At 59.4% G+C, this 26,587-nt stretch carries 28 protein-coding genes; 14 read left to right on the top strand and 14 right to left on the bottom strand.

All coding sequences use genetic code 11. From position 1 onward, the window contains the following. Nucleotides 1-157: 157 nt before the first annotated feature. Nucleotides 158-2,962 carry a DNA polymerase I gene (gene polA / locus J4D25_RS25775; RefSeq protein WP_057712596.1) on the bottom strand — a complete coding sequence of 935 codons (2,805 nt, stop codon included), beginning with the start codon at nucleotides 2,960-2,962 and terminating at the stop codon, nucleotides 158-160. A 74-nt stretch (nucleotides 2,963-3,036) separates the two neighbouring features. On the opposite strand from polA, the gene J4D25_RS25770 reads away from it, so the two are divergent. Continuing rightward, nucleotides 3,037-3,324, top strand: a complete 288-nt coding sequence (locus J4D25_RS25770; protein ID WP_057712597.1) for a DUF2782 domain-containing protein — start codon at nucleotides 3,037-3,039, stop codon at nucleotides 3,322-3,324. Nucleotides 3,325-3,384: 60 nt separating this feature from the next. Beyond that, nucleotides 3,385-4,335, top strand: coding sequence for a homoserine kinase (locus J4D25_RS25765; protein ID WP_057712598.1), 951 nt, complete (start codon nucleotides 3,385-3,387; stop codon nucleotides 4,333-4,335). Nucleotides 4,336-4,449: 114 nt separating this feature from the next. Here the strand turns inward: J4D25_RS25765 and znuA are convergent, their stop codons facing one another. Next, entirely contained in the window at nucleotides 4,450-5,370 is a 921-nt protein-coding gene (gene znuA, locus J4D25_RS25760) for a zinc ABC transporter substrate-binding protein ZnuA (protein WP_057712599.1), read from the bottom strand. 66 nt (nucleotides 5,371-5,436) lie between these two features. On the opposite strand from znuA, the gene zur reads away from it, so the two are divergent. From zur to J4D25_RS25725, 7 genes are all read left to right on the top strand, one after another. After that, entirely contained in the window at nucleotides 5,437-5,919 is a 483-nt protein-coding gene (gene zur, locus J4D25_RS25755; RefSeq protein ID WP_008045818.1) for a zinc uptake transcriptional repressor Zur, read from the top strand. Beyond that, nucleotides 5,919-6,704, top strand: coding sequence for a zinc ABC transporter ATP-binding protein ZnuC (gene znuC / locus J4D25_RS25750; RefSeq protein WP_007989407.1), 786 nt, complete (start codon nucleotides 5,919-5,921; stop codon nucleotides 6,702-6,704). Before zur ends, znuC begins: the two co-directional genes overlap by 1 nt. Then, nucleotides 6,697-7,485, top strand: a complete 789-nt coding sequence (gene znuB / locus J4D25_RS25745; RefSeq protein ID WP_057712600.1) for a zinc ABC transporter permease subunit ZnuB — start codon at nucleotides 6,697-6,699, stop codon at nucleotides 7,483-7,485. The genes znuC and znuB overlap by 8 nt, the downstream gene beginning before the upstream one ends. A 37-nt stretch (nucleotides 7,486-7,522) precedes the next feature. Further along, nucleotides 7,523-8,239: a PA5502 family lipoprotein gene (locus J4D25_RS25740; RefSeq protein ID WP_057712601.1), complete on the top strand. Its 717-nt coding sequence runs from the start codon at nucleotides 7,523-7,525 to the stop codon at nucleotides 8,237-8,239. Between the two features lie 367 nt (nucleotides 8,240-8,606). Beyond that, nucleotides 8,607-9,614, top strand: coding sequence for a methionine ABC transporter ATP-binding protein (locus tag J4D25_RS25735; protein WP_057712602.1), 1,008 nt, complete (start codon nucleotides 8,607-8,609; stop codon nucleotides 9,612-9,614). Next, the gene (locus J4D25_RS25730; protein WP_057712603.1) at nucleotides 9,614-10,288 is read left to right on the top strand and encodes a methionine ABC transporter permease; all 675 of its coding nucleotides are present in this window, start codon (nucleotides 9,614-9,616) and stop codon (nucleotides 10,286-10,288) included. The genes J4D25_RS25735 and J4D25_RS25730 overlap by 1 nt, the downstream gene beginning before the upstream one ends. 60 nt (nucleotides 10,289-10,348) lie before the next feature. Beyond that, nucleotides 10,349-11,119, top strand: coding sequence for a MetQ/NlpA family ABC transporter substrate-binding protein (locus J4D25_RS25725; protein WP_057712604.1), 771 nt, complete (start codon nucleotides 10,349-10,351; stop codon nucleotides 11,117-11,119). Nucleotides 11,120-11,293: 174 nt separating this feature from the next. Here J4D25_RS25725 and J4D25_RS25720 read toward each other — a convergent pair whose 3' ends face one another. The 5 genes from J4D25_RS25720 to J4D25_RS25700 are packed head-to-tail and all read right to left on the bottom strand — an operon-like array spanning nucleotide 11,294 to nucleotide 15,193. After that, the gene (locus J4D25_RS25720) at nucleotides 11,294-11,929 is read right to left on the bottom strand and encodes an SCO family protein (protein ID WP_057712605.1); all 636 of its coding nucleotides are present in this window, start codon (nucleotides 11,927-11,929) and stop codon (nucleotides 11,294-11,296) included. Beyond that, complete coding sequence (gene cyoE / locus J4D25_RS25715) at nucleotides 11,926-12,825, bottom strand: heme o synthase (RefSeq protein ID WP_008045805.1); 900 nt, start codon at nucleotides 12,823-12,825, stop codon at nucleotides 11,926-11,928. Before cyoE ends, J4D25_RS25720 begins: the two co-directional genes overlap by 4 nt. After that, nucleotides 12,813-13,883, bottom strand: a complete 1,071-nt coding sequence (locus J4D25_RS25710; protein ID WP_057712606.1) for a heme A synthase — start codon at nucleotides 13,881-13,883, stop codon at nucleotides 12,813-12,815. Before J4D25_RS25710 ends, cyoE begins: the two co-directional genes overlap by 13 nt. Nucleotides 13,884-13,893: 10 nt before the next feature. Then, entirely contained in the window at nucleotides 13,894-14,487 is a 594-nt protein-coding gene (locus tag J4D25_RS25705; protein ID WP_057712607.1) for a hypothetical protein, read from the bottom strand. Continuing rightward, nucleotides 14,453-15,193 carry an SURF1 family protein gene (locus J4D25_RS25700; protein WP_057712608.1) on the bottom strand — a complete coding sequence of 247 codons (741 nt, stop codon included), beginning with the start codon at nucleotides 15,191-15,193 and terminating at the stop codon, nucleotides 14,453-14,455. Before J4D25_RS25700 ends, J4D25_RS25705 begins: the two co-directional genes overlap by 35 nt. Nucleotides 15,194-15,264: 71 nt before the next feature. Here J4D25_RS25700 and J4D25_RS25695 point away from each other — a divergent pair, with 71 nt between their 5' ends. Next, nucleotides 15,265-15,468, top strand: coding sequence for a twin transmembrane helix small protein (locus J4D25_RS25695; protein WP_057712609.1), 204 nt, complete (start codon nucleotides 15,265-15,267; stop codon nucleotides 15,466-15,468). Nucleotides 15,469-15,476: 8 nt separating this feature from the next. Here J4D25_RS25695 and J4D25_RS25690 read toward each other — a convergent pair whose 3' ends face one another. From J4D25_RS25690 to coxB, 4 genes are all read right to left on the bottom strand, one after another. Next, nucleotides 15,477-16,364 carry a cytochrome c oxidase subunit 3 gene (locus J4D25_RS25690; RefSeq protein WP_057712610.1) on the bottom strand — a complete coding sequence of 296 codons (888 nt, stop codon included), beginning with the start codon at nucleotides 16,362-16,364 and terminating at the stop codon, nucleotides 15,477-15,479. 25 nt (nucleotides 16,365-16,389) lie between these two features. Beyond that, complete coding sequence (locus J4D25_RS25685; protein ID WP_056726726.1) at nucleotides 16,390-16,941, bottom strand: cytochrome c oxidase assembly protein; 552 nt, start codon at nucleotides 16,939-16,941, stop codon at nucleotides 16,390-16,392. A 129-nt stretch (nucleotides 16,942-17,070) separates the two neighbouring features. Further along, complete coding sequence (ctaD, locus tag J4D25_RS25680) at nucleotides 17,071-18,663, bottom strand: cytochrome c oxidase subunit I (protein WP_057712611.1); 1,593 nt, start codon at nucleotides 18,661-18,663, stop codon at nucleotides 17,071-17,073. 82 nt (nucleotides 18,664-18,745) lie between these two features. Then, nucleotides 18,746-19,873: a cytochrome c oxidase subunit II gene (gene coxB, locus J4D25_RS25675; RefSeq protein ID WP_057712612.1), complete on the bottom strand. Its 1,128-nt coding sequence runs from the start codon at nucleotides 19,871-19,873 to the stop codon at nucleotides 18,746-18,748. A 369-nt stretch (nucleotides 19,874-20,242) separates the two neighbouring features. Here coxB and J4D25_RS25670 point away from each other — a divergent pair, with 369 nt between their 5' ends. Then, nucleotides 20,243-20,893 (top strand): hypothetical protein, encoded by a 651-nt coding sequence (locus J4D25_RS25670; protein ID WP_057712613.1) that lies wholly within the window; start codon nucleotides 20,243-20,245, stop codon nucleotides 20,891-20,893. A 119-nt stretch (nucleotides 20,894-21,012) separates the two neighbouring features. On the opposite strand, the gene J4D25_RS25665 is transcribed toward J4D25_RS25670, so the two are convergent. From J4D25_RS25665 to J4D25_RS25655, 3 genes are all read right to left on the bottom strand, one after another. After that, complete coding sequence (locus J4D25_RS25665) at nucleotides 21,013-22,539, bottom strand: SulP family inorganic anion transporter (protein ID WP_057712614.1); 1,527 nt, start codon at nucleotides 22,537-22,539, stop codon at nucleotides 21,013-21,015. A 91-nt stretch (nucleotides 22,540-22,630) separates the two neighbouring features. Continuing rightward, nucleotides 22,631-23,362: a carbonic anhydrase gene (locus tag J4D25_RS25660; protein ID WP_008045785.1), complete on the bottom strand. Its 732-nt coding sequence runs from the start codon at nucleotides 23,360-23,362 to the stop codon at nucleotides 22,631-22,633. A gap of 244 nt (nucleotides 23,363-23,606) precedes the next feature. Next, nucleotides 23,607-24,665, bottom strand: coding sequence for a PA0069 family radical SAM protein (locus J4D25_RS25655; protein ID WP_057712615.1), 1,059 nt, complete (start codon nucleotides 24,663-24,665; stop codon nucleotides 23,607-23,609). 224 nt (nucleotides 24,666-24,889) lie between these two features. Here J4D25_RS25655 and J4D25_RS25650 point away from each other — a divergent pair, with 224 nt between their 5' ends. From J4D25_RS25650 to J4D25_RS25640, 3 genes are all read left to right on the top strand, one after another. Beyond that, nucleotides 24,890-25,192 carry a hypothetical protein gene (locus J4D25_RS25650; RefSeq protein ID WP_057712616.1) on the top strand — a complete coding sequence of 101 codons (303 nt, stop codon included), beginning with the start codon at nucleotides 24,890-24,892 and terminating at the stop codon, nucleotides 25,190-25,192. A gap of 85 nt (nucleotides 25,193-25,277) precedes the next feature. Further along, a complete protein-coding gene (locus J4D25_RS25645) occupies nucleotides 25,278-25,826 on the top strand; it encodes a hypothetical protein (RefSeq protein WP_057712617.1) in 549 nt (182 codons plus the stop codon). 109 nt (nucleotides 25,827-25,935) lie between these two features. Next, on the top strand, nucleotides 25,936-26,580 hold the full coding sequence (locus J4D25_RS25640; RefSeq protein ID WP_198530227.1) for a tyrosine-protein phosphatase: 645 nt from the start codon (nucleotides 25,936-25,938) through the stop codon (nucleotides 26,578-26,580). Nucleotides 26,581-26,587 lie beyond the last annotated feature (7 nt).

Below are 26,587 nucleotides of genomic sequence, written 5' to 3'. Positions count from 1 at the left end.
CGGACCAAGCTGTTTTTTTGCGCCCTTCTGCCGCGGCACTATGCCGCAGCAGAACTCGACAATTTTCTGCAGGCGCGAGCTTGCTCGCGATGGAGTGTCAGACACATCGATTTCGACTGAAATTCCATCGCGAGCAAGCTCGCTCCTACAAGAAGGCTCAGTGAGCCTCATCCCAGTTATTTCCAACACCCACTTCGACCAGCAACGGCACATCCAGCTTCGCCGCCTCGCTCATGTGTACGCGAATTTCATCGCGAACCTGGTCGACCAGATCTTCACGCACCTCAAGCACCAGTTCATCGTGCACCTGCAAGATGACTTTGGCGTCGAGGCCCGACGCGGTCAGCCAGTTATCCACCGCGACCATGGCTTTCTTGATGATGTCCGCAGCGGTGCCTTGCATCGGTGCGTTGATTGCCGTGCGCTCGGCAGCGGCGCGCTCTTGCGGCTTGTTGGAGTTGATGTCCGGCAGGTACAGGCGACGGCCGAAGAACGTCTCGACATAACCTTGCTCGGCGGCCTGGGCACGCGTGCGGTCCATGTACTGGCGAACGCCGGGGTACCGGGCGAAGTAGGTATCGATGTAGGCCTTGGCGGTCTTGGTGTCCACGCCGATGTCCTTGCCGAGCTTCTGCGCGCCCATGCCGTAGATCAGGCCGAAGTTGATCGCCTTGGCGCTGCGGCGCTGGTTTGAGGTCACTTCGGCCAGTTCGACCTTGAACACTTCGGCGGCGGTCGCGGTGTGTACGTCCAGATTGTGGCGGAAGGCGTTCATCAGCCCTTCATCCCGGGACAGGTGCGCCATGATCCGCAGTTCGATCTGCGAATAGTCCGCAGCCAGCAGCTTGTAACCGACCGGGGCCACGAAGGCCTGGCGGATGCGCCGCCCTTCGGCGGTGCGCACCGGGATGTTCTGCAGGTTCGGATCGCTGGAGGACAGCCGCCCGGTGGACGCCACCGCCTGGTGATACGAGGTATGGATCCGCCCGGTACGCGGGTTGATCTGCTCCGGCAGGCGATCGGTGTAGGTGCTTTTCAGCTTGCTCATGGAGCGATATTCCATGAGCACTTTCGGCAATCGATAGTCGTCTTCTGCCAGTTTGGCCAGCACTTCTTCGGCGGTTGATGGCTGGCCCTTGGCGGTTTTCTTCAGTACCGGCAGGCCGAGCTTCTCGTAAAGGATCACGCCAAGTTGCTTGGGCGAACCGAGGTTGAATTCCTCGCCGGCAATCTCGAAGGCTTCACGCTCCAGCGCCACCATCTTGTCGCCCAGTTCGATGCTTTGCACGCCCAGCAAGGCGGCGTCGACCAATGCGCCCTGGCGCTCGATACGCGCCAATACCGGCACCAACGGGATTTCGATGTCGGTCAGTACGCTGGCCAGGCTCGGAATAGCCGAGAGTTTTTCGAACAGGGCATGGTGCAGACGCAAGGTGATATCTGCATCTTCGGCGGCGTAAGGCCCAGCCTGCTCCAGGGCGATCTGGTCGAACGTCAGCTGTTTCACGCCTTTGCCGGCGATGTCCTGGAAACTTACCGTGGTGTGGTCCAGATACTTCTGCGCCAGGCTGTCCATGTCATGGCGGGTGGCCGTGGAGTTGAGCACGTAGGACTCAAGCATGGTGTCGAAGGCGATGCCACGCACGGTAATGCCGTTGTCCTGATCGCCGCCGATGGCGCAGTTGGCCAGGATGTTCATGTCGAACTTGGCGTGTTGGCCGACCTTGAGCTTGTCCGGATCTTCCAGAATCGGCTTGAGCGCGCGCAGGACCGTGTCACGATCCAGCTGCTGCGGCACACCGATGTAGGAATGGGTCAACGGGATGTAGGCCGCTTCGTTAGCCTGAACCGCGAACGACAGGCCCACCAGTTGCGCCTGCTGCGCATCGATGCCGGTGGTTTCGGTGTCGAAGGCAAACAGTTTGGCGTTGTTCAGTTTTTCCAGCCAGGCATCGAACCGCGCTTGATCGAGGATGGTTTCATAGGCGGCTTCAGCAGCGACGGCCGGTGCTTCGGCCTCTGGTTCGCTGAACAGATCGGCGGCCGGTGCTGGCTCGGCGGCAGCGCTCAGTTCCAGGCGTTTGGCGTCGCGATCAAGGTCGTTCAGCCAGCTCTTGAACTCCAGCAGGGAGTACAACTCGTAGAGTTTCGCAGGATCTTCCGCGCCCATTTTCAGGTCGTCGAGGCCAACGTCCAGTGGCACGTCAACCTTGATGGTCGCCAGCTGATAGGACAGGAAGGCCATTTCCTTGTGCTCTTCGAGCTTGGCCGGCAGGGTCTTGGCGCCGCGAATCGGCAGGGTCGGCACGATATCGAGTTGCGCATAGAGCTCGGTCAGACCGCCGTTCACACCGACCAGCAGACCGGAAGCCGTCTTCGGACCGATGCCTGGAACACCCGGAATGTTGTCGGAAGAATCGCCCATGAGCGCCAGATAATCGATGATCTGCTCCGGAGCGACGCCGAATTTCTCCTTCACGCCCTCCACGTCCATGCTGCTACCGGTCATGGTGTTGACCAAGGTAATGTGACCGTCGACCAGTTGCGCCATGTCCTTGTCACCGGTGGAGATGATCACCGGACGATCCGCCGCCGCGCTGCTGCGGGCCAGGGTGCCGATCACGTCATCGGCCTCGACGCCTTCGACGCACAGCAGCGGGAAGCCCAGGGCGATCACGCTTTGGTGCAGCGGCTCGATCTGCACACGCATATCGTCGGGCATGCTCGGACGGTTGGCCTTGTATTCGGCGAACATCTCATCGCGAAAAGTCCCACCCTTGGCGTCGAACACCACGGCGAACGGACTGTCCGGATATTGCTTGCGCAGGCTCTTGAGCATGTTCAGCACGCCCTTGACCGCGCCGGTCGGCAGGCCTTTGGACGTGGTCAGCGGTGGCAGCGCGTGAAAGGCGCGGTACAGGTAAGAAGAACCGTCCACCAGGACGAGGGGGGCTTGGCTCATGAGCAGGATCAACCTTTTCGGCGGGTCCGGCGCTAGAATAGCGGGACCGTTGACGACAAAGGGACAAGGTTATCATGCGCACACTAAATCGCCTGTTGCTGGCTGGCTTGTTTGCAATCGCACCATCGGCCGTGATGGCGGCGGACGATGCGCCATCGGCGGACCCGGATGTCACCATTCGCACGGAAGGGGATAAACTCATTCAGGAATACCGGCAAAACGGCTTTTTGTACGCCATCAAGGTCACCCCAAAGGTTGGCAAACCGTATTTCCTGGTGCGCGCGGATGGCTCGGAGGGAAACTTCGTCCGTTCCGACTACCCGGATATGCTGATTCCGGCGTGGGAAATTTTTAAGTGGTAAGTCGTCCTTAACTTTAATCGGCGCCGGCTCAACAGCGGCGCCCGTACTGGCAGCTTAAACATGTCTGTGTTCACCCCCCTGGCTCGGCCCGAGCTGGAAGCTTTTCTCGCCCCTTATGGCCTCGGCCGCCTGCTTGATTTCCAGGGGATTGCCGCCGGTAGCGAAAATACCAATTTCTTTATCAGCCTGGAGCAGGGCGAATTTGTCCTGACCCTGGTCGAGCGCGGTCCGGTTCAGGAGATGCCATTCTTCATCGAACTGCTCGACGTACTGCACGGCGCTGACCTGCCGGTGCCTTACGCCTTGCGCACCACAGACGGCGTGGCCTTGCGCGAACTGGCGGGCAAACCTGCCTTGCTGCAACCGCGCCTGGCCGGCAAGCACATCAAGCAAGCCAACGCGCAACATTGCGCGCAGGTGGGTGAGTTGCTCGGCCATCTGCACCTGGCGACCCAGGCCAACATGATCAAGCGCAAAACCGATCGCGGCCTGGACTGGATGCTGGAAGAGGGCACGCAGTTTCTGTCGCACCTCGGCGCCGAACAGAAAGACCTGCTGCAACGGGCGCTGGAAGAAATCACCCGGCAGAAGGAAAAAATCCTGGCACTGCCGCGGGCGAACATTCACGCCGACCTGTTCCGCGACAACGCGATGTTCGAAGGCACTCACCTGACCGGGCTGATCGACTTCTACAACGCCTGCTCCGGGCCGATGCTCTACGACGTGGCGATTGCCTTGAACGACTGGTGCTCGGACGACAATGGCGTAATCGATGGACCGCGAGCGCGGGCCTTGCTGGGCGCTTACGCGGCCTTGCGACCGTTCACCGCCGCTGAAGCCGAGTTGTGGCCAACCATGCTGCGGGTGGCTTGCGTACGGTTCTGGTTGTCACGCCTGATCGCGGCGGAGTCGTTTGCCGGACAGGATGTGTTGATTCACGATCCGATGGAGTTCCAGTTGCGCCTGGCGCAGCGGCAGACGGTCAATACGCCGCTGCCTTTCGCCCTTTAAAGGCTTTGACCTGTGGGAGCGAGCTTGCTCGCGATAGCGGCAGGTCAGTCAACATTGATGTTGATGTAATGCCGCCTTCGCGAGCAAGCTCGCTCCCACAGGGTCTGGTGTCGGTTACAACGACTCCAGGCACCCCGCCAGATCATTCCCCAATTTCTCCAACACCTGCTCATAGCCCTGGGCCGTCGCCGGCGTGTACCCGCCCAGCGCATCCAGTTCAGCCAGTTTCACCGGCAAACCCGCCACCAGTGTTTCCGCCAGACGGGGCCGCAGCGGCGGTTCGCTGAACACGCAGGTCTTGCCGACTTCCTGCAATCGCGCGCGCATCGCCGCGACATGCTGGGCACCGGGTTGCACTTCGGCCGCGACGCTGAACACACCCACGTGCTTGAGGCCGTAGGCGTCTTCGAAGTAGTCGAAGGCTTCGTGGAAAACGAAGTAGGGCTTGCCCTGAACATCGGCCAGGCGCTTCTTCAGGCGCGCATCCAGTGCATCGAGACGCTCGTCGAAGGCTTTCAGATTGCTCTGATAGCGCGCGGCATTTGCAGGATCTGCGGCACTCAGGTCAGCCGCCATTTTCGTGGCGATGACCCGGGCGTTGACCGGCGACAGCCACAAGTGCGCATCCAGGCTGCCCGGACGGTGATCGTGGTCGTGTTCGTCGGCTTCTTCAGCGTGGGAGTGGTTATCTTCGGCAAAGTGACGCAGTTTCATGCCCGGCAAATCCTGCACGGCGACGTTGGGCAACGTACGACCATTGAGCACACGTGGCAGGAAGCCCTCCATGTCCGGGCCGATCCAGTACAGCAGGTCCACCGATTGCACCTTGCGTACGTCGGAAGGGCGCAACGCATAGTTATGCGGTGAGGCACCCGGTGGCAGCAAAACCTCGGGGATCGCCACGCCATCCTGCACCGCCGCGGCGATCAGTTGCAGAGGCTTGATGCTGGTAAGGACCTTGACCTCGGCCTGCGCCGAACCGATCAGCAGAAAACTTGCGATAAATGCGACAAAAACAGAAAAAAGTCGGGACACGATGACCACTCGAAGAGGCGAGAACGGGTAACATAATAACGTCTCTCACAAACCTCGTCGCCGCTCATGCTAAAAACACCGATCGCCAGCCGTCCCCACGACCACTCACATTGCGTTCACAGCGCTTTGTCCGAGGCCGATGCCCTGTGCGCACGTCAAGGTCTGCGCCTGACCGCGTTGCGCCGGCGAGTGCTGGAGCTGGTGTGGCAAAGCCACAAGCCTTTGGGTGCCTACGACATTCTCGCGGTCCTCAGCGAACAGGACGGTCGTCGCGCCGCACCGCCGACGGTGTACCGCGCGCTGGATTTCCTGCTGGAAAACGGCCTGGTCCATCGGATTTCCTCGCTCAACGCCTTCATCGGCTGCAACCACCCGGAACATGCTCACCAGGGTCAGTTCCTGATTTGCCGTGTGTGCCACGCCGCGATCGAACTTGAGCAAAAATCCATCAGCGACGCGATCATCGCCAGCGCCAGGGATGTCGGGTTTGTCGTCGAAGGCCAGACCGTTGAAGTGGTCGGTCTCTGCTCCGGTTGCCAGGGGGCTTGATGAGCAACGCGCTGATCCGTCTTGAGCAGGTTGCCGTCACGTTCGCCGGGCAACCGGTGCTGGACAACATCGAACTGAGCGTCGAGCCGGGGCAGATCGTTACCCTGATCGGCCCCAACGGCGCAGGCAAAACCACCCTGGTGCGTGCCGTGCTCGGCCTGTTGAAACCGGACAGCGGCAGCGTCTGGCGCAAGCCGAAACTGCGGGTCGGTTACATGCCGCAAAAACTCCATGTCGATCCGACCCTCCCGCTGTCGGTCCTGCGTTTCCTGCGCCTGGTACCGGGGGTGGACCGTGCGATGGCCTTGGCTGCACTCAAGGAAGTCGGCGCCGAACAGGTGATCGACAGCCCGGTGCAAAGCGTTTCCGGTGGCGAAATGCAACGTGTGTTACTGGCCCGTGCCTTGTTGCGCGAACCGGAACTGCTGGTACTCGACGAGCCGGTACAGGGCGTCGACGTGGCCGGCCAGGCCGAGCTGTACAGCCTGATCACCCGCCTGCGTGACCGTCATGGTTGCGGTGTGCTGATGGTCTCCCACGATTTGCATCTGGTGATGAGCACCACGGACCAGGTGGTTTGCCTCAATCGTCACGTATGCTGTTCCGGCCATCCCGAGCAGGTCAGCGGCGATCCGGCTTTCGTCGAGCTGTTCGGAAAGAACGCACAAAGCCTGGCGATTTATCACCACCATCACGACCACGCCCACGACTTGCATGGCTCGGTGGTCAAGGCGCCCGCGTCGGGCCAACCCCATGTTCACGGAGATAGCTGCAAGCATGGCTGATTTTCTGCTCTACGCCCTGCTTGCAGGCCTGGCCTTGGCCGTCGTCGCAGGCCCGCTGGGGTCTTTCGTGGTCTGGCGGCGCATGGCCTATTTCGGCGACACCCTGTCCCACGCGGCATTGCTCGGCGTGGCCCTGGGCTTTTTGCTGGATGTCAGCCCGACCGTTGCCGTCACTGTTGGCTGCTTGCTGTTGGCGGTGATGCTGGTGACGTTGCAACAACGCCAGCCGCTGGCATCCGACACACTTTTGGGAATTCTCGCACCCAGCACGCTCTCTCTGGGCCTGGTGGTACTAAGCTTCATGCACGAAGTGCGGATCGACCTGATGGCCTATCTGTTCGGTGACCTGCTGGCGATCAGCCCGACCGATCTGGCCTGGATTCTTGGCGGCAGCGCGGCGGTACTGGTCTTGCTGGTTACGTTGTGGCGCCCATTGCTGGCGATCACGGTGCATGAAGAACTGGCCAGGGTCGAAGGTTTGCCCGTGGCGGGATTGCGCCTGGCGTTAATGCTGTTGATCGCCGTGGTAATTGCCGTGGCGATGAAAATCGTCGGCGTGTTGCTGATCACTTCGTTGCTGATCATCCCGGCGGCTGCGGCACAACGTCATGCTCGCTCGCCGGAACAGATGGCACTGGGCGCGAGCCTGCTGGGCATACTCGCCGTATGTGGCGGGCTGGCGCTGTCCTGGTTCAAGGACACCCCGGCTGGCCCGTCGATTGTGGTGACGGCCGCCGCGCTATTTCTGCTGAGTTTTGTTCTGCCCCGTCGAGGGGTGTAGACTTGCTCGTTTTTTGCGCAAATAGAGAGTCGCAGGAATGAAGTCGTTCGCCTCCCGTTATCTGCTCCTTGTCGCATTTTCTTTGCTGCTGGGCGCCTGCCAAAGCACGCCACCGGCGGCCACCGAGGCCGCCGATGCGCGGGCCGCGGCCATCGTACAACTGGAACAAAACATCGCCAGCGATGAACTGGCCATCGCCGAAGACCAATTGGCAGCCTTGCAGGCCGAATCGCCCAACGATGCTTCCCTTGAGCAATACCAGCGGCAGCTGGCCGAAGCCTATCTGCGCCGCAGCCAGATCGTGCTGCAAAAGGGTGACGTGGATGCCGCAGCAACTGCCCTGAGCCGTGCCCGCGCGTTGATGCCCAAGGCTCCGGCACTGACCGGCGGAGTCAACGGCTCGATTGCCCAGGCGCGCAAGGCCGAACTGGAAAGAGCCGAAGCCGCCCTCAAGGCTGCCGAAGCCAAGCCAAAAGCCAAGGTTATCGACCTGACGGCTGAAAGCACCACGGTCGTGCTCAATATCAACGATATGGGCAAACTGCGTCGCCAACTGGATGCCATTGCCGCCGATGTGGTGAATTTTCAGTGCGACGTGAGCATTCAGGCTCCACGCACTAATGATTACCCTTGGCTGGCCAACTTGCTGACCAAACGGGTGAAGAAACTCGATCCTGAGTTTGATCTGAAGCTGGAGCGGCAGATTTTGCGCAGTGTCCCGGCGCAGATGGTTCTAACACCTCGTAAATCTTAAAAGCATCGCGAGTACGCTCGCTCCCACAGGGTTTCGGGTTGCCCACACATTTTGTGACCAACACATCTCTACTGTAGGAGCGAGCTTGCTCGCGATGGCGGTCTCCCTGGCTTCGCAGATCTTCAGGCCGGAATCGCCTTGGCCTTCGCCTCCCTGTCCCAAACCCGATGCTGCCCACCATGTCGAAGTTGCCTTCGGCCTTGGGTGAGTTTCTTCAGCCGTTCCTTTTTTCTGACCTTTGATCGCGTTATTGCCAAATGACAGGACAAATACGAAATAAATGCTAAGAACCTCTATACGGACAGGCTAAAATGCGCGCCCGGCTAACCGCTGATCCTTTTCTAACGCGCCCCACAAGGTTCGCTACGTGATCGAGTTTCAAAACGTCCATAAAACCTACCGCGTCGCCGGTAAGGAAATCCCCGCCCTGCATCCGACCAGTCTGACGATTGAGAACGGGCAGGTTTACGGCTTGATCGGTCATTCCGGCGCAGGAAAAAGTACCCTGCTGCGTCTGATCAATCGCCTGGAAAACGCCAGTGGCGGCAAAATCACCGTCGACGGTGAAGAAGTCACTGCACTCGACGCCAACGGCCTGCGCCGCTTCCGTCAGCAGGTCGGGATGATTTTCCAGCACTTCAACCTGCTGGCCTCCAAGACTGTCGCCGACAACGTCGCGCTGCCTCTGACCCTGGCCGGCGAATTGTCGCGCAGCGAGATCGATTCGCGCGTGGCCGAGTTGCTGGCGCGGGTCGGCTTGTCCGACCACGCGAAAAAGTACCCGGCGCAATTGTCCGGCGGGCAGAAGCAGCGTGTCGGCATTGCCCGTGCACTGGCGACCAAGCCAAAAATCCTGCTGTGCGACGAAGCCACCAGCGCCCTCGACCCGCAAACCACCGCATCGGTCCTGCAATTGCTGGCCGAGATCAATCGCGAGCTGAAACTGACCATCGTGTTGATCACCCACGAGATGGACGTGATCCGCCGGGTCTGCGACCAGGTGGCCGTGATGGACGCCGGCGTGATCGTCGAGCAAGGCTCGGTGGCCGAAGTGTTCCTGCATCCGAAGCACCCGACCACCAAGCGCTTCGTGCAGGAAGACGAGCAGATCGACGAAAGCGAACAGCGTGACGACTTCGCTCACGTGCCAGGCCGCATCGTGCGTCTGACCTTCCAGGGCGACGCGACCTACGCGCCGTTGCTGGGCACCGTCGCCCGGGAAACCGGTGTGGACTACAGCATCCTGGCCGGTCGCATCGACCGCATCAAAGACATCCCCTACGGGCAACTGACCCTGGCCGTGACCGGCGGTGACATGGAAGCAGCCTTCGCCCGCTTCACCGCAGCCGACGTCCACATGGAGGTGCTGCGCTAATGGAAGCCCTGACAAGTTTCTTCGCCAATATCGACTGGTTCGAAATCTGGCTGGCCACCGGTGACACCTTGCTGATGCTGGGTGGTTCGCTGTTGTTCACCGTACTGCTTGGCCTGCCGCTGGGTGTGCTGCTGTTCCTGTGCAGCCCGCGCCAGTTGCTGGAAGCCAAAGGCATCTACGCGATGTTGTCGCTGGTGGTGAACATCCTGCGCTCGCTGCCGTTCATCATCCTGCTGATCGTGATGATTCCGTTCACCGTGTTGATCACCGGTACCTCCCTTGGTGTCGCCGGTGCAATTCCGCCGCTGGTAGTGGGTGCCACGCCGTTTTTCGCGCGCCTGGTGGAAACCGCCCTGCGTGAAGTGGATCGCGGCATCATCGAAGCGACCCAGGCCATGGGCGCGACTACACGACAGATCATCACCAATGCCTTGCTGCCTGAGGCTCGTCCGGGCATCTTCGCGGCGATTACGGTGACCGCCATTACACTGGTGTCCTACACGGCAATGGCCGGTGTCGTTGGCGCTGGTGGTCTGGGTGACTTGGCGATCCGTTTCGGTTACCAGCGTTTCCAGACCGATGTGATGGTGGTGACAGTGGTGTTGCTGCTGGTACTGGTCCAGGTACTGCAAACCGTTGGCGACAAATTGGTCGTCCACTTTTCCCGTAAGTAAGACATGAGCCGGCCATTCGCTGGCAGGCGCCAAACGGGCGCCTCACATGGAGTTAGCTGAATGAAAAAACTACTCGTGGCCTTCGCGGCCGTTGCGGCATTCTCTGCCCACGCTGAAACCCTGACCGTCGCGGCCACTCCGGTTCCGCACGCCGAGATCCTCGAATTCGTGAAGCCGGCCCTGGCCAAAGAAGGCGTGGACCTGAAGGTCAAGGTATTTACCGACTACATCCAGCCGAACGTGCAGGTCGCGGAAAAACGCCTGGACGCCAACTTCTTCCAGCACCAGCCGTACCTGGATGAGTTCAACAAGGCCAAGGGCACCCATCTGGTTTCTGTGGCTGGCGTGCATCTGGAGCCCCTGGGCGCTTACTCCAGCAAGTACAAGACCCTCGCTGAACTGCCTGGCGGCGCCAACGTGGTCATCCCGAACGACGCTACCAACGGCGGCCGTGCGCTGTTGCTGATGGCCAAGGCCGGCCTGATCAAGTTGAAGGATTCGAACAACATCCTGTCGACCGTCAAGGACATCACCGAGAACACCAAGGATCTGAAAATCCGCGAACTGGAAGCCGCGACCATCCCGCGCGTGCTGACTCAGGTCGACCTGGCGCTGATCAACACCAACTACGCGCTGGAAGCCAAGCTTGATCCGGCCAAGGACGCGCTGTTCATCGAAGGCAGTGACTCGCCTTACGTGAACATCCTCGTTGCCCGTCCAGACGACAAGGACACCGATGCGATGAAGAAGCTGGTTACCGCGCTGCACAGCCCGGAAGTGAAAGCCTTCATCCTCGAGAAGTACAAAGGCGCGGTGGTGCCGGCGTTCTGATCGAACTGCTGCAATGCAAAAGGGGATGCCAAGTGCATCCCCTTTTTTGTGCCTGGAAATACGGCCCCAGTGGGAGCGAGCTTGCTCGCGATGGGGCCATAACATTCAACATCCAAGCTGACTGATACACCGCCATCGCGAGCAAGCTCGCTCCCACAGGGTTTGGTGGTGTTTTCAGTTGCGCTTGAGCATCACCGGCAACTGCGCCACCAGCTTCGCATTGTTCAACGGCGCCCGAATGAACCCACGCTGTGTCCCATCCGGCCCGATCACCGCGAGGTTGCCGCTGTGATCAACGGTGTAGTTCGGCTTGCTCGTGTCCGCCGGAATGAACGGAATGCTCACCGCGTTGGCGATCGTTTGCAGTTCATCGGTCGACGCCGGGGTCAGGCCGATGAACTGCGGGTCGAAGTAGCCCAGGTACTGCTTGAGCTGCTTGGGCGTATCGCGGTTCGGGTCGACGCTGACCAGCACAATCTGCAATTTATCCACAGCCTCGGGTGGCAATTCGCTCTTGATCTGCCGCAACTGGGCGAGGGTGGTCGGGCAGATGTCCGGGCAGAAGGTGTAGCCGAAGAACAGCAGGCTCCACTTGCCTTTCAATTCATTGATCGCGACCGGCTGGCCGTCCTGATTGGTCATCATCACGTCCGGCAGATTACGGCTCTGCGGCAGCAAGATGATGCCGGCGTCGATCAGTGCCGTCGGATCGCCCTGGTTTTTCCCGGACAGCACCTTGTTGACGGTCAGGCCCAGGATCAGTGCGACCAGGGCGACAAGTATGAAGACGGTTTTCTGGGTTCGAGTCATAGGTTCAACAATAGGTAGTGGTCTACGAGCAGGGCGATAAACAGCAGGAACAAGTAGTAGATAGAGTACTTGAACGTGTTGATCGCCGCGTGCGGCCGAGTGCCACGGTACAGCACCACGGCCCATTGCAGAAACCGCGCGCCCAGCCCGAGCGCACAGACCAGGTAGAGCGTGCCGCTCATGTGGATCACATAAGGCATCAGGCTGACGGCAAGCAATGCGAAGGTATAAAGCAGGATGTGAATCTTGGTGTAGTGCTCGCCATGGGTGACCGGCAACATCGGGATGTCGGCCTTGGCGTATTCCTCCTTGCGATGGATCGCCAGCGCCCAGAAGTGCGGCGGGGTCCAGGCGAAGATGATCAGCACCAGCAGCAGCGGTTCGGCGCTGACGTGACCGGTGGCGGCGGTCCAGCCAAGCAATGGCGGCGCGGCACCGGCCAGACCACCGATGACGATGTTCTGCGGGGTCGCGCGCTTGAGGAATCCGGTGTAGACCACCGCGTAGCCGAGCAACGAGGCGAGGGTCAGCCACGCGGTCAGCGGGTTGGTGAACGCCAGCAGCATGGCTTGCCCGAGGACCGCCAATACCAGCGCGAACGTCAGCGCGGCGGTCGGCGAAACCCGGCCTTCGGCGAGCGGCCGTTTGTGGGTGCGCGCCATCACCGCGTCGATGCGCCGGTCCACCACATGATTGACCGCCGCCGCGCCACCGGCACACAAAGCGATGCCCAGGTTGCCGAAAATCAGCACCGTCCACGGCACCCCGGCGCGGGTCGCGAGGAACATCCCCACCAGCGAAGTGATGAGCATCAGCACCACGACTTTGGGCTTGGTCAGTTCCAGGTAGTCACGCCAGATCGCCTGACTGGGACGTTCGCCGATCAGAATCGCCATGGCATTTCTCCTTTTATTGTTATGGGCCCGGCTGAGTGTTTACGTGGGCTGAAGTGCCAGCGCGCTTGCTTGACCCGGACCAGACTGGTTCGGGCGTGGTAATTGACCAGCACCATGGTCAGCAACAGCGCCGCGCCGCCCGCGTTATGCGCGACGGCCACCGGCAGCGGCAGATGGAACAGCACGTTGCTGATGCCCAGGGTGATTTGTGCGCCGAGGGCGATCAGCACCAGGCCTGCCAGGCGCGTCATGCCAACCGCCTTCAGTTGCCAGGCCAGACCGAGCAATACCAGGGTGACCAGTAACGCGCCGATGCGATGAGTCAGGTGAATGGCCGTACGGGCATCGCTGTCCAGTTGCCCGCCGAGGTAGTTCGGGCCGATGTGCTGGGTCAGGTGAAAGCCATTGGCGAAGTCCGCCGCTGGCAACCACTGGCCGTGACAGGTCGGAAAGTCGATGCAGGCCACGGCGGCGTAATTGGAACTGACCCAGCCCCCGAGGGCGATTTGCCCGATCACCAGCAACAGCCCTGCCGTCGCCCAGTGCTGCAAACGTCGTGGCACCGTCAGCGCCGGCAGTACGCCGGACAGGCGCAAGGTCAGCAGAAACAACAGGCTCAAGGTCGCGAAGCCGCCCAGCAAATGCCCGGTGACCACCTGCGGCCAGAGCTTGAGCGTTACCGTCCACATGCCGAACGCGGCCTGGCCAACAACCACCGCCAACAGGAACAACGGCAGCTTCACCGGCTGTCCGGGATGGCGGCGATGCACCCACGCACGACCCGCCAACACCGCGATCAACAGCCCCAGCGTGCCGGCGGAGTAGCGGTGGATCATCTCGTTCCAGCCCTTATGGGCCTCGACCGGAGCGTCCGGGAAATGCAATTCGGCATGGGCCAGTTGGGCTTCGCTTTTCGGCACGCTGATGAAGCCATAGCAGCCGGGCCAGTCCGGGCAGCCGAGGCCGGCGTGGGTCAGGCGCGTGTAGGCGCCGAGCAACACCACAATCAGTGCCAGCAAGGTGGCAAACAACGCGAGGCGAAATCCAGGCTTGGCCATGACGATGCCCTTATCCGATGTTCGACAGTTTCAGCAGGTGGCGCAGATCGTTGAGCAAGTCCTTGCCCTTCACCGACGGGTCGTAGCGCAGAACCAGATTGCCGTGGGGGTCGATGATCCACAGGTGCGGCACGTCATTGCTCTGAGCGCCTTTTGTGTAGGCAGGCAAGTCCAGTGAATAACGTTGCAACTGCGGGTACTCGCGTTGAAGTTTAGTCTCGTAATCACTGTTCAGCGTCTGCGCGGTGGCCAATGCATGGATGGCGCGGGACGCATCGCGGCCCAGGCCGATCTGGATTTGCCGCGCCAGATACACCAGTTGCTGGCAGTCCACCGCGCAATCCTTGGGCGCGGTCACCAGTATCTGCCAACGCTCTTCCTGGGCCTGTACGCCGATGTCCGCCCGGGTCTGACCGTTGCCGATCAGTTCGCCGTGATAACTGCGGCCCTCGGGCACCCAGAAATTCAGCTTGTACATGCCGGTGGCAAGGATCATCGGACCGATCACCCCGAGCAGGATCAGCAGCAGTTGCATACGGCCCTTGCGCCGGTTCACCAACGGTTTCGCCTCAGACATGCTGGGTGGATTCATGGCCGCTCCCATGGTGTTTCTCCTTTGCGTTGTGCCAGCCGAGATAGAGATAAAGACCGAACAGGACGATCGCCATGGCGAACCACTGCACGGCATAAGCGATGTGTTTTTCCGGGCCCATGGCGACTACGGGCCAGTCGGCCTGGTAGATGGCGGGTCCGGTTTCGGCACGTAGTTCGTAGGCAAAGCCTTCGCGGCTCAGTGCTGTCCAGAGCTTGTCTGGCTCAACGGCCGTAATCAGCTTCGGCCATGTCAACGTTGTGGGATCTGCGTGCAATTGGAACGTCGCCCCAGGGGAGACGTAGACCCACGCGTCAAGGCTTACCGCCTCGGTGGGTGTCTTGAATTGCGGTGGTGTGCGGCGCTCCGGCCAAGGCAACCAGCCGCGATTGACCAGCAGCCAAAGCCCGGTGGCCTGATCGTGAAAGGGTTGCAACAGCTCGACGCCAACCCTGCCGTTGCGTTGACTGTTATCCAGCAGCAGGCTGTGTTCGGCATCGAACCGGCCGTACAGGTGAACCCGACGGAAGGCCGGGTCTGTCGTGTGTTGCAGTTCGGTGCTGGCCATCGGCTCGGCGGCCCGCCGCTCGGTGTAGCTTTGCAGCAGCGCGCTTTTCTCCGCGCCCCGACTCAACTGCCAGAACCCCAGGGACACCAGTAGCGGCAGCAGCAGCGCCACCACCAGCGTTGGCACGATACCTGGCCGAAAGCACTTCATGGCATTGCCAGAAAATCGGTCATCGCGATAGCTATACTCAAGTACATCGCTTGTCCCCCCGGAGTCTCACCATGCTCAAAGCAGCCATCGTCCTGATGCTGATTGCCACGGTTGTCAGCCTGTTCAGCGGCCTGTTTTTTCTGGTCAAGGACGACAGCCGCTCAAACCGCCTCGTCATTGCCTTGAGTGTTCGTGTGACCCTGGCCGCCCTTACCCTTGGCTTGATTGCCTGGGGCTTTTTCAGCGGCCAGCTGGTTTCCAATGCCCCCTGGTAACTGCTGCTTTAAAGCACATAGACGAAAACAAACAGCCCGATCCACACCACATCCACGAAGTGCCAGTACCAGGTCGCCGCTTCGAAACCGAACTGGTGCTCGTTGTCGAAGTGCCCGCGCATGATCCGCATCAGCATCACGAACAGGATGATGGTGCCGATGGTGACGTGGGCGCCGTGGAACCCGGTGAGCATGAAGAAGGTCGCGCCGTAGATGCCCGAGCCCAGGGTCAGGCCCAGTTCGCGGTAGGCGTGCATGTACTCTTCGGCCTGGAAGATGAGGAACGCACTGCCGAGCAATACAGTGAGCGCCAGCCAGAGTTTCAGTGCGCCGCGATGGCCCTTTTTCAAGGCATGGTGGGCGATGGTCACGGTCACGCTGGAACTGACCAGCAACACGGTATTGAGTAGCGGCAGGCCCCAGGGGCTAATGACTTCCTTGGGCGGCGGAAACAGTTTCGAGTCGGGGTTGCTCAGCAACGGCCAGGTGAACTGGAAGTTCGGCCACAGCATGTGCGCCATGCCTTTGGCACCCTCACCACCGAGCGCCGGTCCGGAGATTTGACGCACATAAAACAGCGCGCCAAAAAAGGCGATGAAGAACATCACCTCCGAGAAGATGAACCAGCTCATGCCCCAGCGGAACGAGCGATCCATCTGTGCGCTGTACAAGCCGCCGCGACTTTCCTTGATCACCGTGCCGAACCAGCCAAACAGCATGTAGGCCAGCAACAGGCCACCGACGAAAAAGATCAGCGGCCCGTGGGATTCCGGACGCGCTGCTTTCAGATCATTGAACCAGGTGGCCAGGCCAAACACCGTGACGAACATCCCGACCGTGGCGATGATCGGCCATTTGCTCTGGGCCGGGACGTAATAATGTTCATGAGTTGCCATTTATTGTTCTCCTTATCGGGCACGCTCAGCCGCCAGTGTTTACAGCTACCGGTGGATGTCGGGCGGTGATATCGAACAGCGTGTAGGACAGCGTCAGGTGCTTCACATCCTTGGGCATGTCACGATCAACGATGAAACGTACCGGCATTTCGATCCGCTGACCGGGCTGCAGCACTTGCTGGGTAAAGCAGAAACATTCGGTCTTGTGGAAGTACGCCGCCGCATTGCTGGGCGCGATGCTCGGCACGGCTTGGGCGCTCATCGGTTTATCGGTGGGGTTGTGGGCGATGAAGATCATCTCGTTCACCGCCCCCGGGTTCGCGGTCAATTCGTCATGTTTGGGGTAAAAGTCCCACGGCATGTCGGCGGTGTTGGTCGACAGAAACTGCACGCGCACCTGCCGCGAGGTGTCGACCGTTTGCTCACCCTCGTACTGCCCGCCGGTCTTGCCATTAATGCCGAAGGCCTTGCACATCACGTCGTAGATCGGCACCAGGGCAAAGCCGAACACAAACATTGCCACCACCACGGTCAGCAGGCGCGTGACCAGTTTCTTCATCGAAATCGAGTCAGCCATGATTTCCGCACAACCCTGCAGGAGCGAGCTTGCTCGCGAAAAACTTGAGAGCGCCGTGGTGTGTCAGGCTTCCAGCGTCATCGTTGACGACCATCGCGAGCAAGCTCGCTCCTACAAGGGCCACAGTGTTCATTTCACTTCCGGCGGCGTGGTGAATGTGTGATACGGCGCCGGCGACGGGATGCTCCACTCCAGACCTTCAGCCCCATCCCACGGCTTGGCCGGTGCCGGCGCGCCGCCTCGAATGGTCTTGATCACGATGAACAGGAAAAAGATCTGCGTGGCGCCGAACATGAACGCGCCGATCGACGACACCATGTTGAAGTCGGCGAACTGCAGGTTGTAGTCCGGAATCCGTCGTGGCATGCCCGCCAGCCCCACAAAGTGCATCGGGAAGAAGGCCAGGTTCATGCCGATGAACGACAGCCAGAAATGCAGCTTGCCGAGGGTTTCGTCATACATGTGGCCGGTCCATTTCGGCAGCCAGTAGTAGGCCGAGGCGAAGATCCCGAAGATCGCCCCCGGCACCAGCACGTAATGGAAGTGCGCGACCACGAAGTAGGTGTCCTGATACTGGAAGTCCGCCGGGGCGATGGCCAACATCAACCCGGAGAAACCGCCGATGGAGAACAGGATCACGAACGCCACGGCAAACAGCATCGGCGTCTCGAACGTCAACGAACCCTGCCACATGGTGCTGGCCCAGTTGAACACCTTCACGCCCGTCGGCACCGCAATCAGCAACGTGGCGTACATGAAGAACAACTCGCCCACCAGCGGAATGCCGACCACGAACATGTGGTGCGCCCAGACGATGAACGACAGGAACGCGATACTCGCCGTGGCGTAGACCATCGAGGTGTAGCCGAACAGTGGCTTGCGCGAAAAGGCCGGAATGATCGAGCTGACGGCGCCGAAGGCCGGCAGGATCATGATGTACACCTCGGGGTGACCGAAGAACCAGAACACATGCTGGAACAGCACCGGGTCTCCGCCACCGGCGGCACTGAAGAAACTGGTGCCGAAGTGGATGTCCATCAGCATCATCGTCACACAACCGGCCAGTACCGGCATCACCGCAATCAGCAGGAACGCGGTGATCAGCCAGGTCCAGACGAACAACGGCATTTTCATCAGCGTCATGCCGGGGGCGCGCAGGTTGAGGATGGTGGCGATCACGTTGATCGCGCCCATGATCGAACTGATCCCCATCAAGTGGATGGCGAAAATGAAGAAAGTCACGCTTTCCGGCGCGTAGGTCGTCGACAGCGGCGCATAGAACGTCCAGCCGAAGTTCGGCCCGCCACCCGCAGTGAACAGGGTCGACACCAGCATCAGGAACGCCGCCGGCAACAGCCAGAAGCTGAAGTTGTTCATGCGCGGCAGGGCCATGTCCGGCGCGCCGATCATCAGCGGGATCATCCAGTTGGCGAGGCCGACGAAGGCCGGCATCACCGCACCGAAGACCATCACCAGACCGTGCATGGTGGTCATCTGGTTGAAAAATTCCGGCTGGACGATCTGCAGCCCCGGCTGGAACAACTCGGCGCGAATCACCATCGCGAACGAACCGCCAAGCAGGAACATGGAGAACGCAAACCACAGGTACAACGTACCGATGTCCTTGTGGTTGGTGGTCAGCACCCAGCGCATCAGGCCTTTTGCGGGGCCATGGGCGTGGTCGGTGGCGGTATGAACATGCTCATCGATTACAGCAGTCATGTCCTGTCTCCTGCAAACAGATGGACTGTGCGGGCCGGGGTGCGTAGCCCCGACCGGTTCCTTACGTGCGCAATAGACCGGGTCATTTGCTTTCCGCCTGTTTCAGCTCCAGCACTTCTTTAGGCGTGACCATGTCGCCCTTGTTGTTGCCCCAGGCGTTACGTTCATAGGTCACGACCGCCGCGATATCGACCTCCGAGAGTTGCTTGCCGAATGCGGCCATGGAAGTGCCAGGCTTGCCGTGGAAAACAATGCTCAGGTGAGCGTCTTTCGGTCCGGTGGCGATTTTCGAGCCCTTGAGTGCCGGGAACATCGGCGGCAGACCCTGGCCTTCGGCCTGGTGACAGGCCACGCAGGTGGTGTGATAGACCTTGTCGCCGCGTTCCTTGAGCTCCTCGAGCGTCCATTCCTTGCTGGTCAGCTCTTTGAGCTGCGCGGCCTCGGCCTTGCGATCGGCCAGCCATTTTTCGTAATCGGCCTTTTCCTTGACCTCGACCACGGTCGGCATGAAGCCGTGATCCTTGCCGCACAACTCGGCGCACTGGCCACGGTAGATGCCGGGCTTGTCGATACGGGTCCAGGCTTCATTGACGAACCCGGGAATCGCATCGCGCTTGACCGCGAAAGCCGGCACCCACCAGGAGTGGATCACGTCGGCGGAGGTCACAAGGAAGCGCACTTTGGCACCGACCGGCAGCACCAATGGCTTGTCGACTTCGAGCAGATAGTGCTCGCCCTTGGCTTCCTTGTTGTGGATCTGATCCTGGGGGGTGGTCAGGTTGCTGAAAAACTCGACGTCCTGGCCCAGGTATTTGTAGTGCCACTTCCACTGGTAACCGGTGATCTGGATGTCGATTTCCGGCTCACTGGCGTCGTACATCTTGATCAGGGTCGCGGTAGCGGGAACCGCCATGGCCACCAGGATCAGGAAGGGCACGATGGTCCAGAGGATTTCGACGGTGGTGCTTTCATGAAATTTGGCGGCCACCTGCCCGGTCGAGCGGCGGTGGAGAATCATCGACCAGAACATGGCACCAAATACGATGATGCCGATCACCACACAGATCCAGAAAATGATCATGTGCAGGTCGAATACTGCGTGACTGATTTCAGTCGCTCCAGGCGCCATATTCACAGTCCAGGCCGCTTGCGCCTGACTGAAAATCGACCACAACAGGAGGCCCATCCAGACATGTGGATGTCGCATCATTGCGGGTTCCCCTTATCGTTCTTGTTATCCCGCCGGCTTTCACCTGCGGCAAGGGAGCGGCTGCATCAGACTACGAACTTGAGCACCGGGCCTTGCTGCATATGCAGTCGGGCGTCATCAGCTAACTCCATTCCACCCCGAGTATAGACAGCGACTCTCACCTCGCAATGCGAAGGCGTAAATGATCTGAAACAGCATTAACTTGCGTTGCAGGGCACGAATGGAGAAGGATGCAGACGAGTGGTGGCAAATCGATATAACGGGACCGTCTCAAGGATGAAATAATTATGACAAATGCGTCTTAGCATTTTTCGTAAGCCAGCTAAGTTATGTCTTCCCTATTTCATTGCCTTGTTTCCTGGAGTTTTCATGAACACCGCCGCATTGCGCGAGCAGATCCAAACAGCCCAACAACACGAAGCCGAGACCGGTCTGCTGACGCGTCAACTGGAAAGCAAACTGGCTCATCTGCACCCGGCGATCCAATTGCCGGAGGCCGATACCAAAGGCGTACTGACGCGATTTGTCGCCGCCTACATCGAAGAAGTGCCTGATCTGCTGGATGCAGCCAATGAAGTCGCCAGGGAAGCGGGCATTGAGTCACAGATCAAACCGGTGCTGAAAATCGCCGAGCAATACTTCCTCCAGCCGCCAGCCATCATGGCCGGCCATGCCGGGCTCGACAGTCTGCTGGATGAAGCCTATCTGGCGCACCGGTTTGTCGAAGAGGTCAACGACCTGTACATCAAGCATCTTGGCCAGCCACTGATCCCCTTGGACATGACTGTCGCCAACCTGATTGCTCACCAATTGATCGGTGAGACGTTCGCCAACCAACTGGACGAAGTGGTGCATCACGCCATCGACGAGATGCTCAACGACGAAACCTTCGCACTGGAGTCCGTGGAAGCCTACCGCGAGAAGCTCAACAGCCCGGACACCGGCGCCGCGTGGAAACGCTGGCCGTGCATGTCCCGCCGTTTGGGCGTAGGCCTGGAACTGGATCAACCGGCGGCTTGATCCACCGGGAAACACAATCCCCTGTGGGAGCGAGCCTGCTCGCGATGAGGCTATGTCATTCAACATCAAAGTTGACTGATCTACCGCCATCGCGAGCAAGCTCGCTCCCACATCGGGCCTCAGCCAGCTGCACCTATGCCCGTGTTGGTACGAACCCTGCCTTCAAGTCTGCGCTTCAATCCCCGCGATTCAATCAACAGCTTCGAACCCTTGGCCGCATTCGCCCGACCCCACTCCTCCAGAAGCTCCAGACACGAGTGATCGATGTAGCTCAGGTTGTTAAGCGGCACATGCACCGTCGCGCCTGGTGGAATACTACCCAGCACCTGGGTCAGCGCCGGCACTTTGAGGAAGGTCGCCGCACCCACCAGGCGCAATTCCATTTCCCCTTCCTGAGGCAGGTCGATCAGGCTGATTTTCAACCGAGAAGCTTTCAGCGCCAGCTTCACCAGCGTCAGGCCGAAGCCAATCAATACGCCAGTCAGCAGGTCCGTGAAAACGATGGCGAGCGCGGTTGCCGCATAGGTGAACATCGGCGCCCGACCATACCGGCCCAAACCACGGAATACCTTGAGATCCACAAGCTTGAAACCGGTGTACACCAGCACGCCCGCCAGGCTCGCCACCGGAATGCTTTGCAGCACGCTGGACAGCAACAGTACGAACGCCAACAACCACAGGCCGTGGAAAATGGTCGAAAACCGCGTGGTTGCGCCAGCCTGAACATTCGCCGAACTGCGTACGATAACGCCGGTCATCGGCAACGCTCCAAGCAGGCCACACAGCATGTTGCCGATACCTTGCGCCGACAATTCCCGGTCGAAGTCCGAGCGCTGACCGCTGTGCATACGATCAACCGCGGCGGCTGAGAGCAAGGTTTCGGCGCTCGCGATGAAAGCCACGGCAAACGCCGCGATCAGCAAGGTCGGATCAGCCAGGTTGAGCAGATCCGCTGGCTTGAGCCAGTCGATGGCCTCCGTCAGGTTGGCCGGAACCTCAACCCGTTTGACCTGCAACGCCAGCATCAGGCTGGCAAGCGTGGCCAGACCGACGCCAAGTAGCGCGCCAGGAACGAAGCGCAGGGATTGCGGACGGAATTTATCCCACAGCCACATGACGGCGATTGTCGACAAACCGAGCAACCCGGCTTGCCAGCCAAACGTGGGCAACGCCAGAGACAGCGCCGCCGGGAAGGCCGCCAGGTTATCCAGACCCGAAGGTTTGGGCACGGCATCCAGCATCACATGCACCTGAGACAGGATGATCAGTACGCCAATCCCGGCCAGCATGCCGTACACCACCGCGGGTGCCGTCACTCGAAACCAGCAGCCCAGCTTCAATCGGCCAGCCACCAGTTGCAGCAAACCCGCCAACAACAGTATCGGCCCGAGCATGGCGATGCCGTGCTGGCGGACCAACTCGAACACCAGAACGGCCAGGCCCGCCGCCGGGCCGCTGACTTGCAGTGGCGAACCGGCCAACCAGCCGACCACCAGACCACCGATGATGCCGGTGATCAGGCCTTTGGCCGGCGGCAGCCCCGAAGCAATCGCGATGCCCATGCACAGAGGCAGGGCGACCAGAAACACAACCACCGAAGCCAGCAGCTCCCGTGGCAGAACAGCTTTGAGTCGAGCAGCACGCATGGTGAGTCTCCCGAAATTTTTCTTCAGGCATGGCAAAGCCAGGCTGCCTGAACGGCAGCCTCGGCTGAACCACACAACGATTTAGGAGGATTTAGAAGCGCGCTTTGGGCGTCGCCACGGGAATTGGCAGGCTGCCATTGAGCGGCAGGAAACAGCCTTGATCTGCGTCGTACGCTTTGATTTCGCTGGTTTCGATGTTGTAGACCCAGCCGTGAATAAATAGCTGACCGTTGGCCATGCGCGAAGCCACCGACGGATGGGTGCGCAGATGCTGCAACTGGGCGATCACATTCTCTTCAGTGAGGATGTGCATGCTTTCGCTTTCGCTGGAGCAGTTGCAGTTCTCTTGCACCATGGTTTTGGCCACTTCGGCATGACGCAGCCAGGCTTTGACCGTGGGCATTTTTTCCAGACTGTCCGGGTTGAGCACCGCGCGCATGGCGCCGCAGTCGGAATGCCCGCAAATGATGATGTGATGCACCCCAAGAGCCAGTACGGCGTACTCGATGGCCGTGGAAACACCACCGTTCATTTGCCCGTAAGGCGGCACGACGTTGCCGACGTTACGGGTCACGAACAGGTCGCCGGGGGAGCTCTGGGTAATCAGCTCGGGAACGATGCGCGAATCGGCGCAGGCGATGAACATCGCTCGTGGCCGCTGGGCCGTGGCGAGTTTCTTGAAGAGCTCTTCCTGTTGAGGAAAGATCTCATGATGAAAATGCAAAAAGCCGTCAACGATATGCTGCAACGCTGCATCGGCGGTTTCGGCCTCGGGTTGGGCTGAAGCCGACGCAGCCAACGGCTGTTTATCCTTGTCACTCATCAATTCATCCTCATTGGCGGGCTCAGGGAGTCATCCCGTGTGGTCCGGTGTGAAGCCAGTGGCTGGTTAAAAAACATCCAGGCCAAACATCTCGACCCATCAGTCACTCGATGAACAAGGTAGCGGCCGAATCTTAATTGAAACTGAATAAAACGCTCTAGAATGCGTGTTGCAGGTCACAAAAAACGTGACCAGCCTAAGACGCAAGCGCGATCTTCAGTACTCAACCATAGGCCAATTGTCCTCAAATCAATGACATTTGGCGACCGGGCGGACAAAAGGCATTGCAGTCCAGGTCAAAGCTTTCCCGGCGATTGAGCCCCAGGCGCTTGATGGCTTTGGCAAAACGCTGTGCCAGCAGGTCGGCGAAGGGACCTTCGCCGCGCATTCGAGCACCAAAGCGGCTGTCGTAGAGTTCACCGCCACGGCTCTGGCGAATCAGGCTCAGCACATGCGCCGCCCGTTGCGGATAGTGGGCGCCCAGCCATTCTTCGAACAGCGGCGCCACTTCCAGCGGCAGACGCAGCATCATGTAGGCGGCGCTTTGTGCTCCGGCGCCGTGAGCCTCGGCGAGCAGGCTTTCGAGTTCGCTGTCGTTGATCATCGGAATCATCGGTGAACACAGGACGCCCACCGGAATGCCCGCCTCGCGCATGACCCTGATCGCCCGCAACCGGGCCTTGGGCGCTGCGGCGCGGGGTTCAAGGATGCGTTTGAGATCGTCGTCCAGGGTGGTCAGGCTGATCATCACCGCCACCAGGTTTTGCTGTGCAAGTTCGGTCAGCAGGTCCAAATCGCGAAGTATCAGCGAGCCTTTGGTGACGATGGTCACGGGATGGCGATATCGCAGCAGTACTTCGAGGGTATGCCGGGTGATCCTGTATTCACGCTCGATCGGCTGATAGGGGTCGGTGTTGGAGCCGAGGTTGATCGGCGCACATTGATAGCCGCGTTTGGACAGTTGTTGCTCCAACACATCCACAGCGTTGATCTTGGCGATCAGCTTTGTCTCGAAATCCAGCCCGGGCGACATGTCCCAATAGGCATGGCTTGGCCTCGCGTAGCAGTAAATGCAGCCATGCTCGCAACCGCGATAGGGATTGATCGATCGATCGAAGGGCAAGTCCGGCGACGTATTGCGGGTAATGATGGTTTTCGCCGTTTCAATGCTCACCTCGGTGCCCTGGGTAAGCGGTACTTCCTGATACCAGCCGTCGTCCTCAACCACCGAATGGCTGGGGGCAAAGCGGTTGTGCGGGTTGGTTGCGGTGCCGCGGCCGCGGGGAGGCAGAGAGCTAACCATCAGCGGACTCCTTGATCTGTATATCCATACAGTAACCGACTCACTGCCTGTCGACCAGTACCGCTCAGCCCTTCATCTGACAACGGGGCATCATGATGCTTACTTGTTCATTGATAATCAGAAAACTCAGGAAACATATAGTCAGTGGTTAGATTCAATACCCAACCGTATATTCAACCCAACAGGCAATACCCTCAACAGCAATCAAATAAAAGGATTTATTAATGTCTTTCTTTAATCAACGCGGTATTTTCCTTCAACTCATGAAACCAGGCCCTTCGGAACCCAACACCTTGGTTTCTTTGCAACTGGCTCGCAAAGAGTTGAGTTGGGATGCGGAAAATGAAATGCAAGTTGAAAAGCTCGTCGACTCGACTTACTACACCGCCACTTCCACCGACCTTGGCAACTCTTTCAGCATCCGGACCGTGGGCAAGGATGTCGATGGAGACGGGACCATCGATGCCGACGACAAAGCCAAGTTACAGGCGCTGGCAAAGGCTTATGCCAGTATCGTCAATCCCTGAGCCCTGACTTTCCGATCACTGGAAAGTGCTATTGCCGAATGCATGCGGGCTCCCGCATGCATTCCAGACAGCCTGGAGGATAAAAATGTCAATGCTCATAAAAACTGGTGCTTATCTACAACAAAAAGAAACGACGAAAGGTGTGCAGGTAATTATCAAGCTAATAAGGGCAGGCGAGTATCCGAACAAAACAATGGAGCAATTCGCTGATATTCTCGCAAGCGCTCCCTCAGTGACACTCCATATAAAAGACGAAGGCAAGACTTCAAAGCTCGATTTTGATCCTTGGTCCGATATCAATGTCACTCCAGACAATAGCATCGACGAAAAGGACATTGCCGCCCTTACACAACTTGCACTCGCTTTTTATCATCAACAAATAATTGCCCCAGAGGGCATAGCGTACCTTTATCGTCTTTCCGCTGAATCACCCGAGCTTCGAGTAGACGTTGAGGAATTTGAAATTGACGAAGATGATCATCAACTGTATAGCCTCGGTGTGTACGAAACTAAATCTGCAAATGCCGGCTCGTCTTTTGAAGGTCGCAAGCGCAACCCTTTAACTGGACAGGTGTTTAACTATGGGGTCGGACTGAACGAGCTGCTCAAATCCTTCATCAAACTGAAACTATAACCTGAGCGCGGACTTCACGATTCTTTGACAGTCAGCTCACAGGCCTTTGACCGTGCATGGCTGATCCTTGCCACCATCTTCCCGTCCCTTTCTGAACGGTCGCTCAAGCATGCTTTTTCCACGTTTTTTATCTGCAATATGCTTGTCGCTGGTTGTGCTCGCTAACCTGACACCGGCACTTGCTGACGACAGTGTGATGCAGCGTCCAGCAGACTGGGCTCAACAGATAGAGAAGCAATACAACCTCTTCCAGATGTCGCCGACGCTCTATCGCAGCGCCTTGCCGGACAAGGGCGCGGTGCCGCTGCTGGAGAAACTCAAGGTGGGCACTGTGATCAATTTCCTGCCCGAAGCAGACTCCAGTTGGTTGTCCGCGCCAGGTATCACGCAAGTACAACTGCCTTATCGCACCAACCATGTGGATGACGCCGATGTGCTCAAGGCCTTGCGCGCCATTCGGTCCGCCGAAGCCAAAGGCCCGGTGCTGATGCACTGCAAACACGGTTCCGACCGTACCGGCCTGATGGCCGCCATGTACCGGGCTGTCATCCAGGGCTGGACCAAGGAGGAGGCCCTGAACGAAATGACCCAGGGCGGCTTTGGCGACAGCACCCACTTCAAGGACGGAATTCGCTACATGATGCAGGCCGACGTGGAAAAACTGCGCACGGCCCTGGCCAATGGCGATTGCAGCACCAGCCCATTCGCTGCGTGTTCAATGAAGAGCTGGTTCAAGTCCGCTCACATCGAATAAAAAAAGC

Origin of the sequence: Pseudomonas sp. GW456-L13, assembly GCF_017350115.1 — a bacterium.
GTDB classification, from domain to species: domain Bacteria; phylum Pseudomonadota; class Gammaproteobacteria; order Pseudomonadales; family Pseudomonadaceae; genus Aquipseudomonas; species Aquipseudomonas jessenii.
Note: the sequence above shows the minus strand (reverse complement) of the source record. Positions and strands in the feature narration are given on the sequence as shown.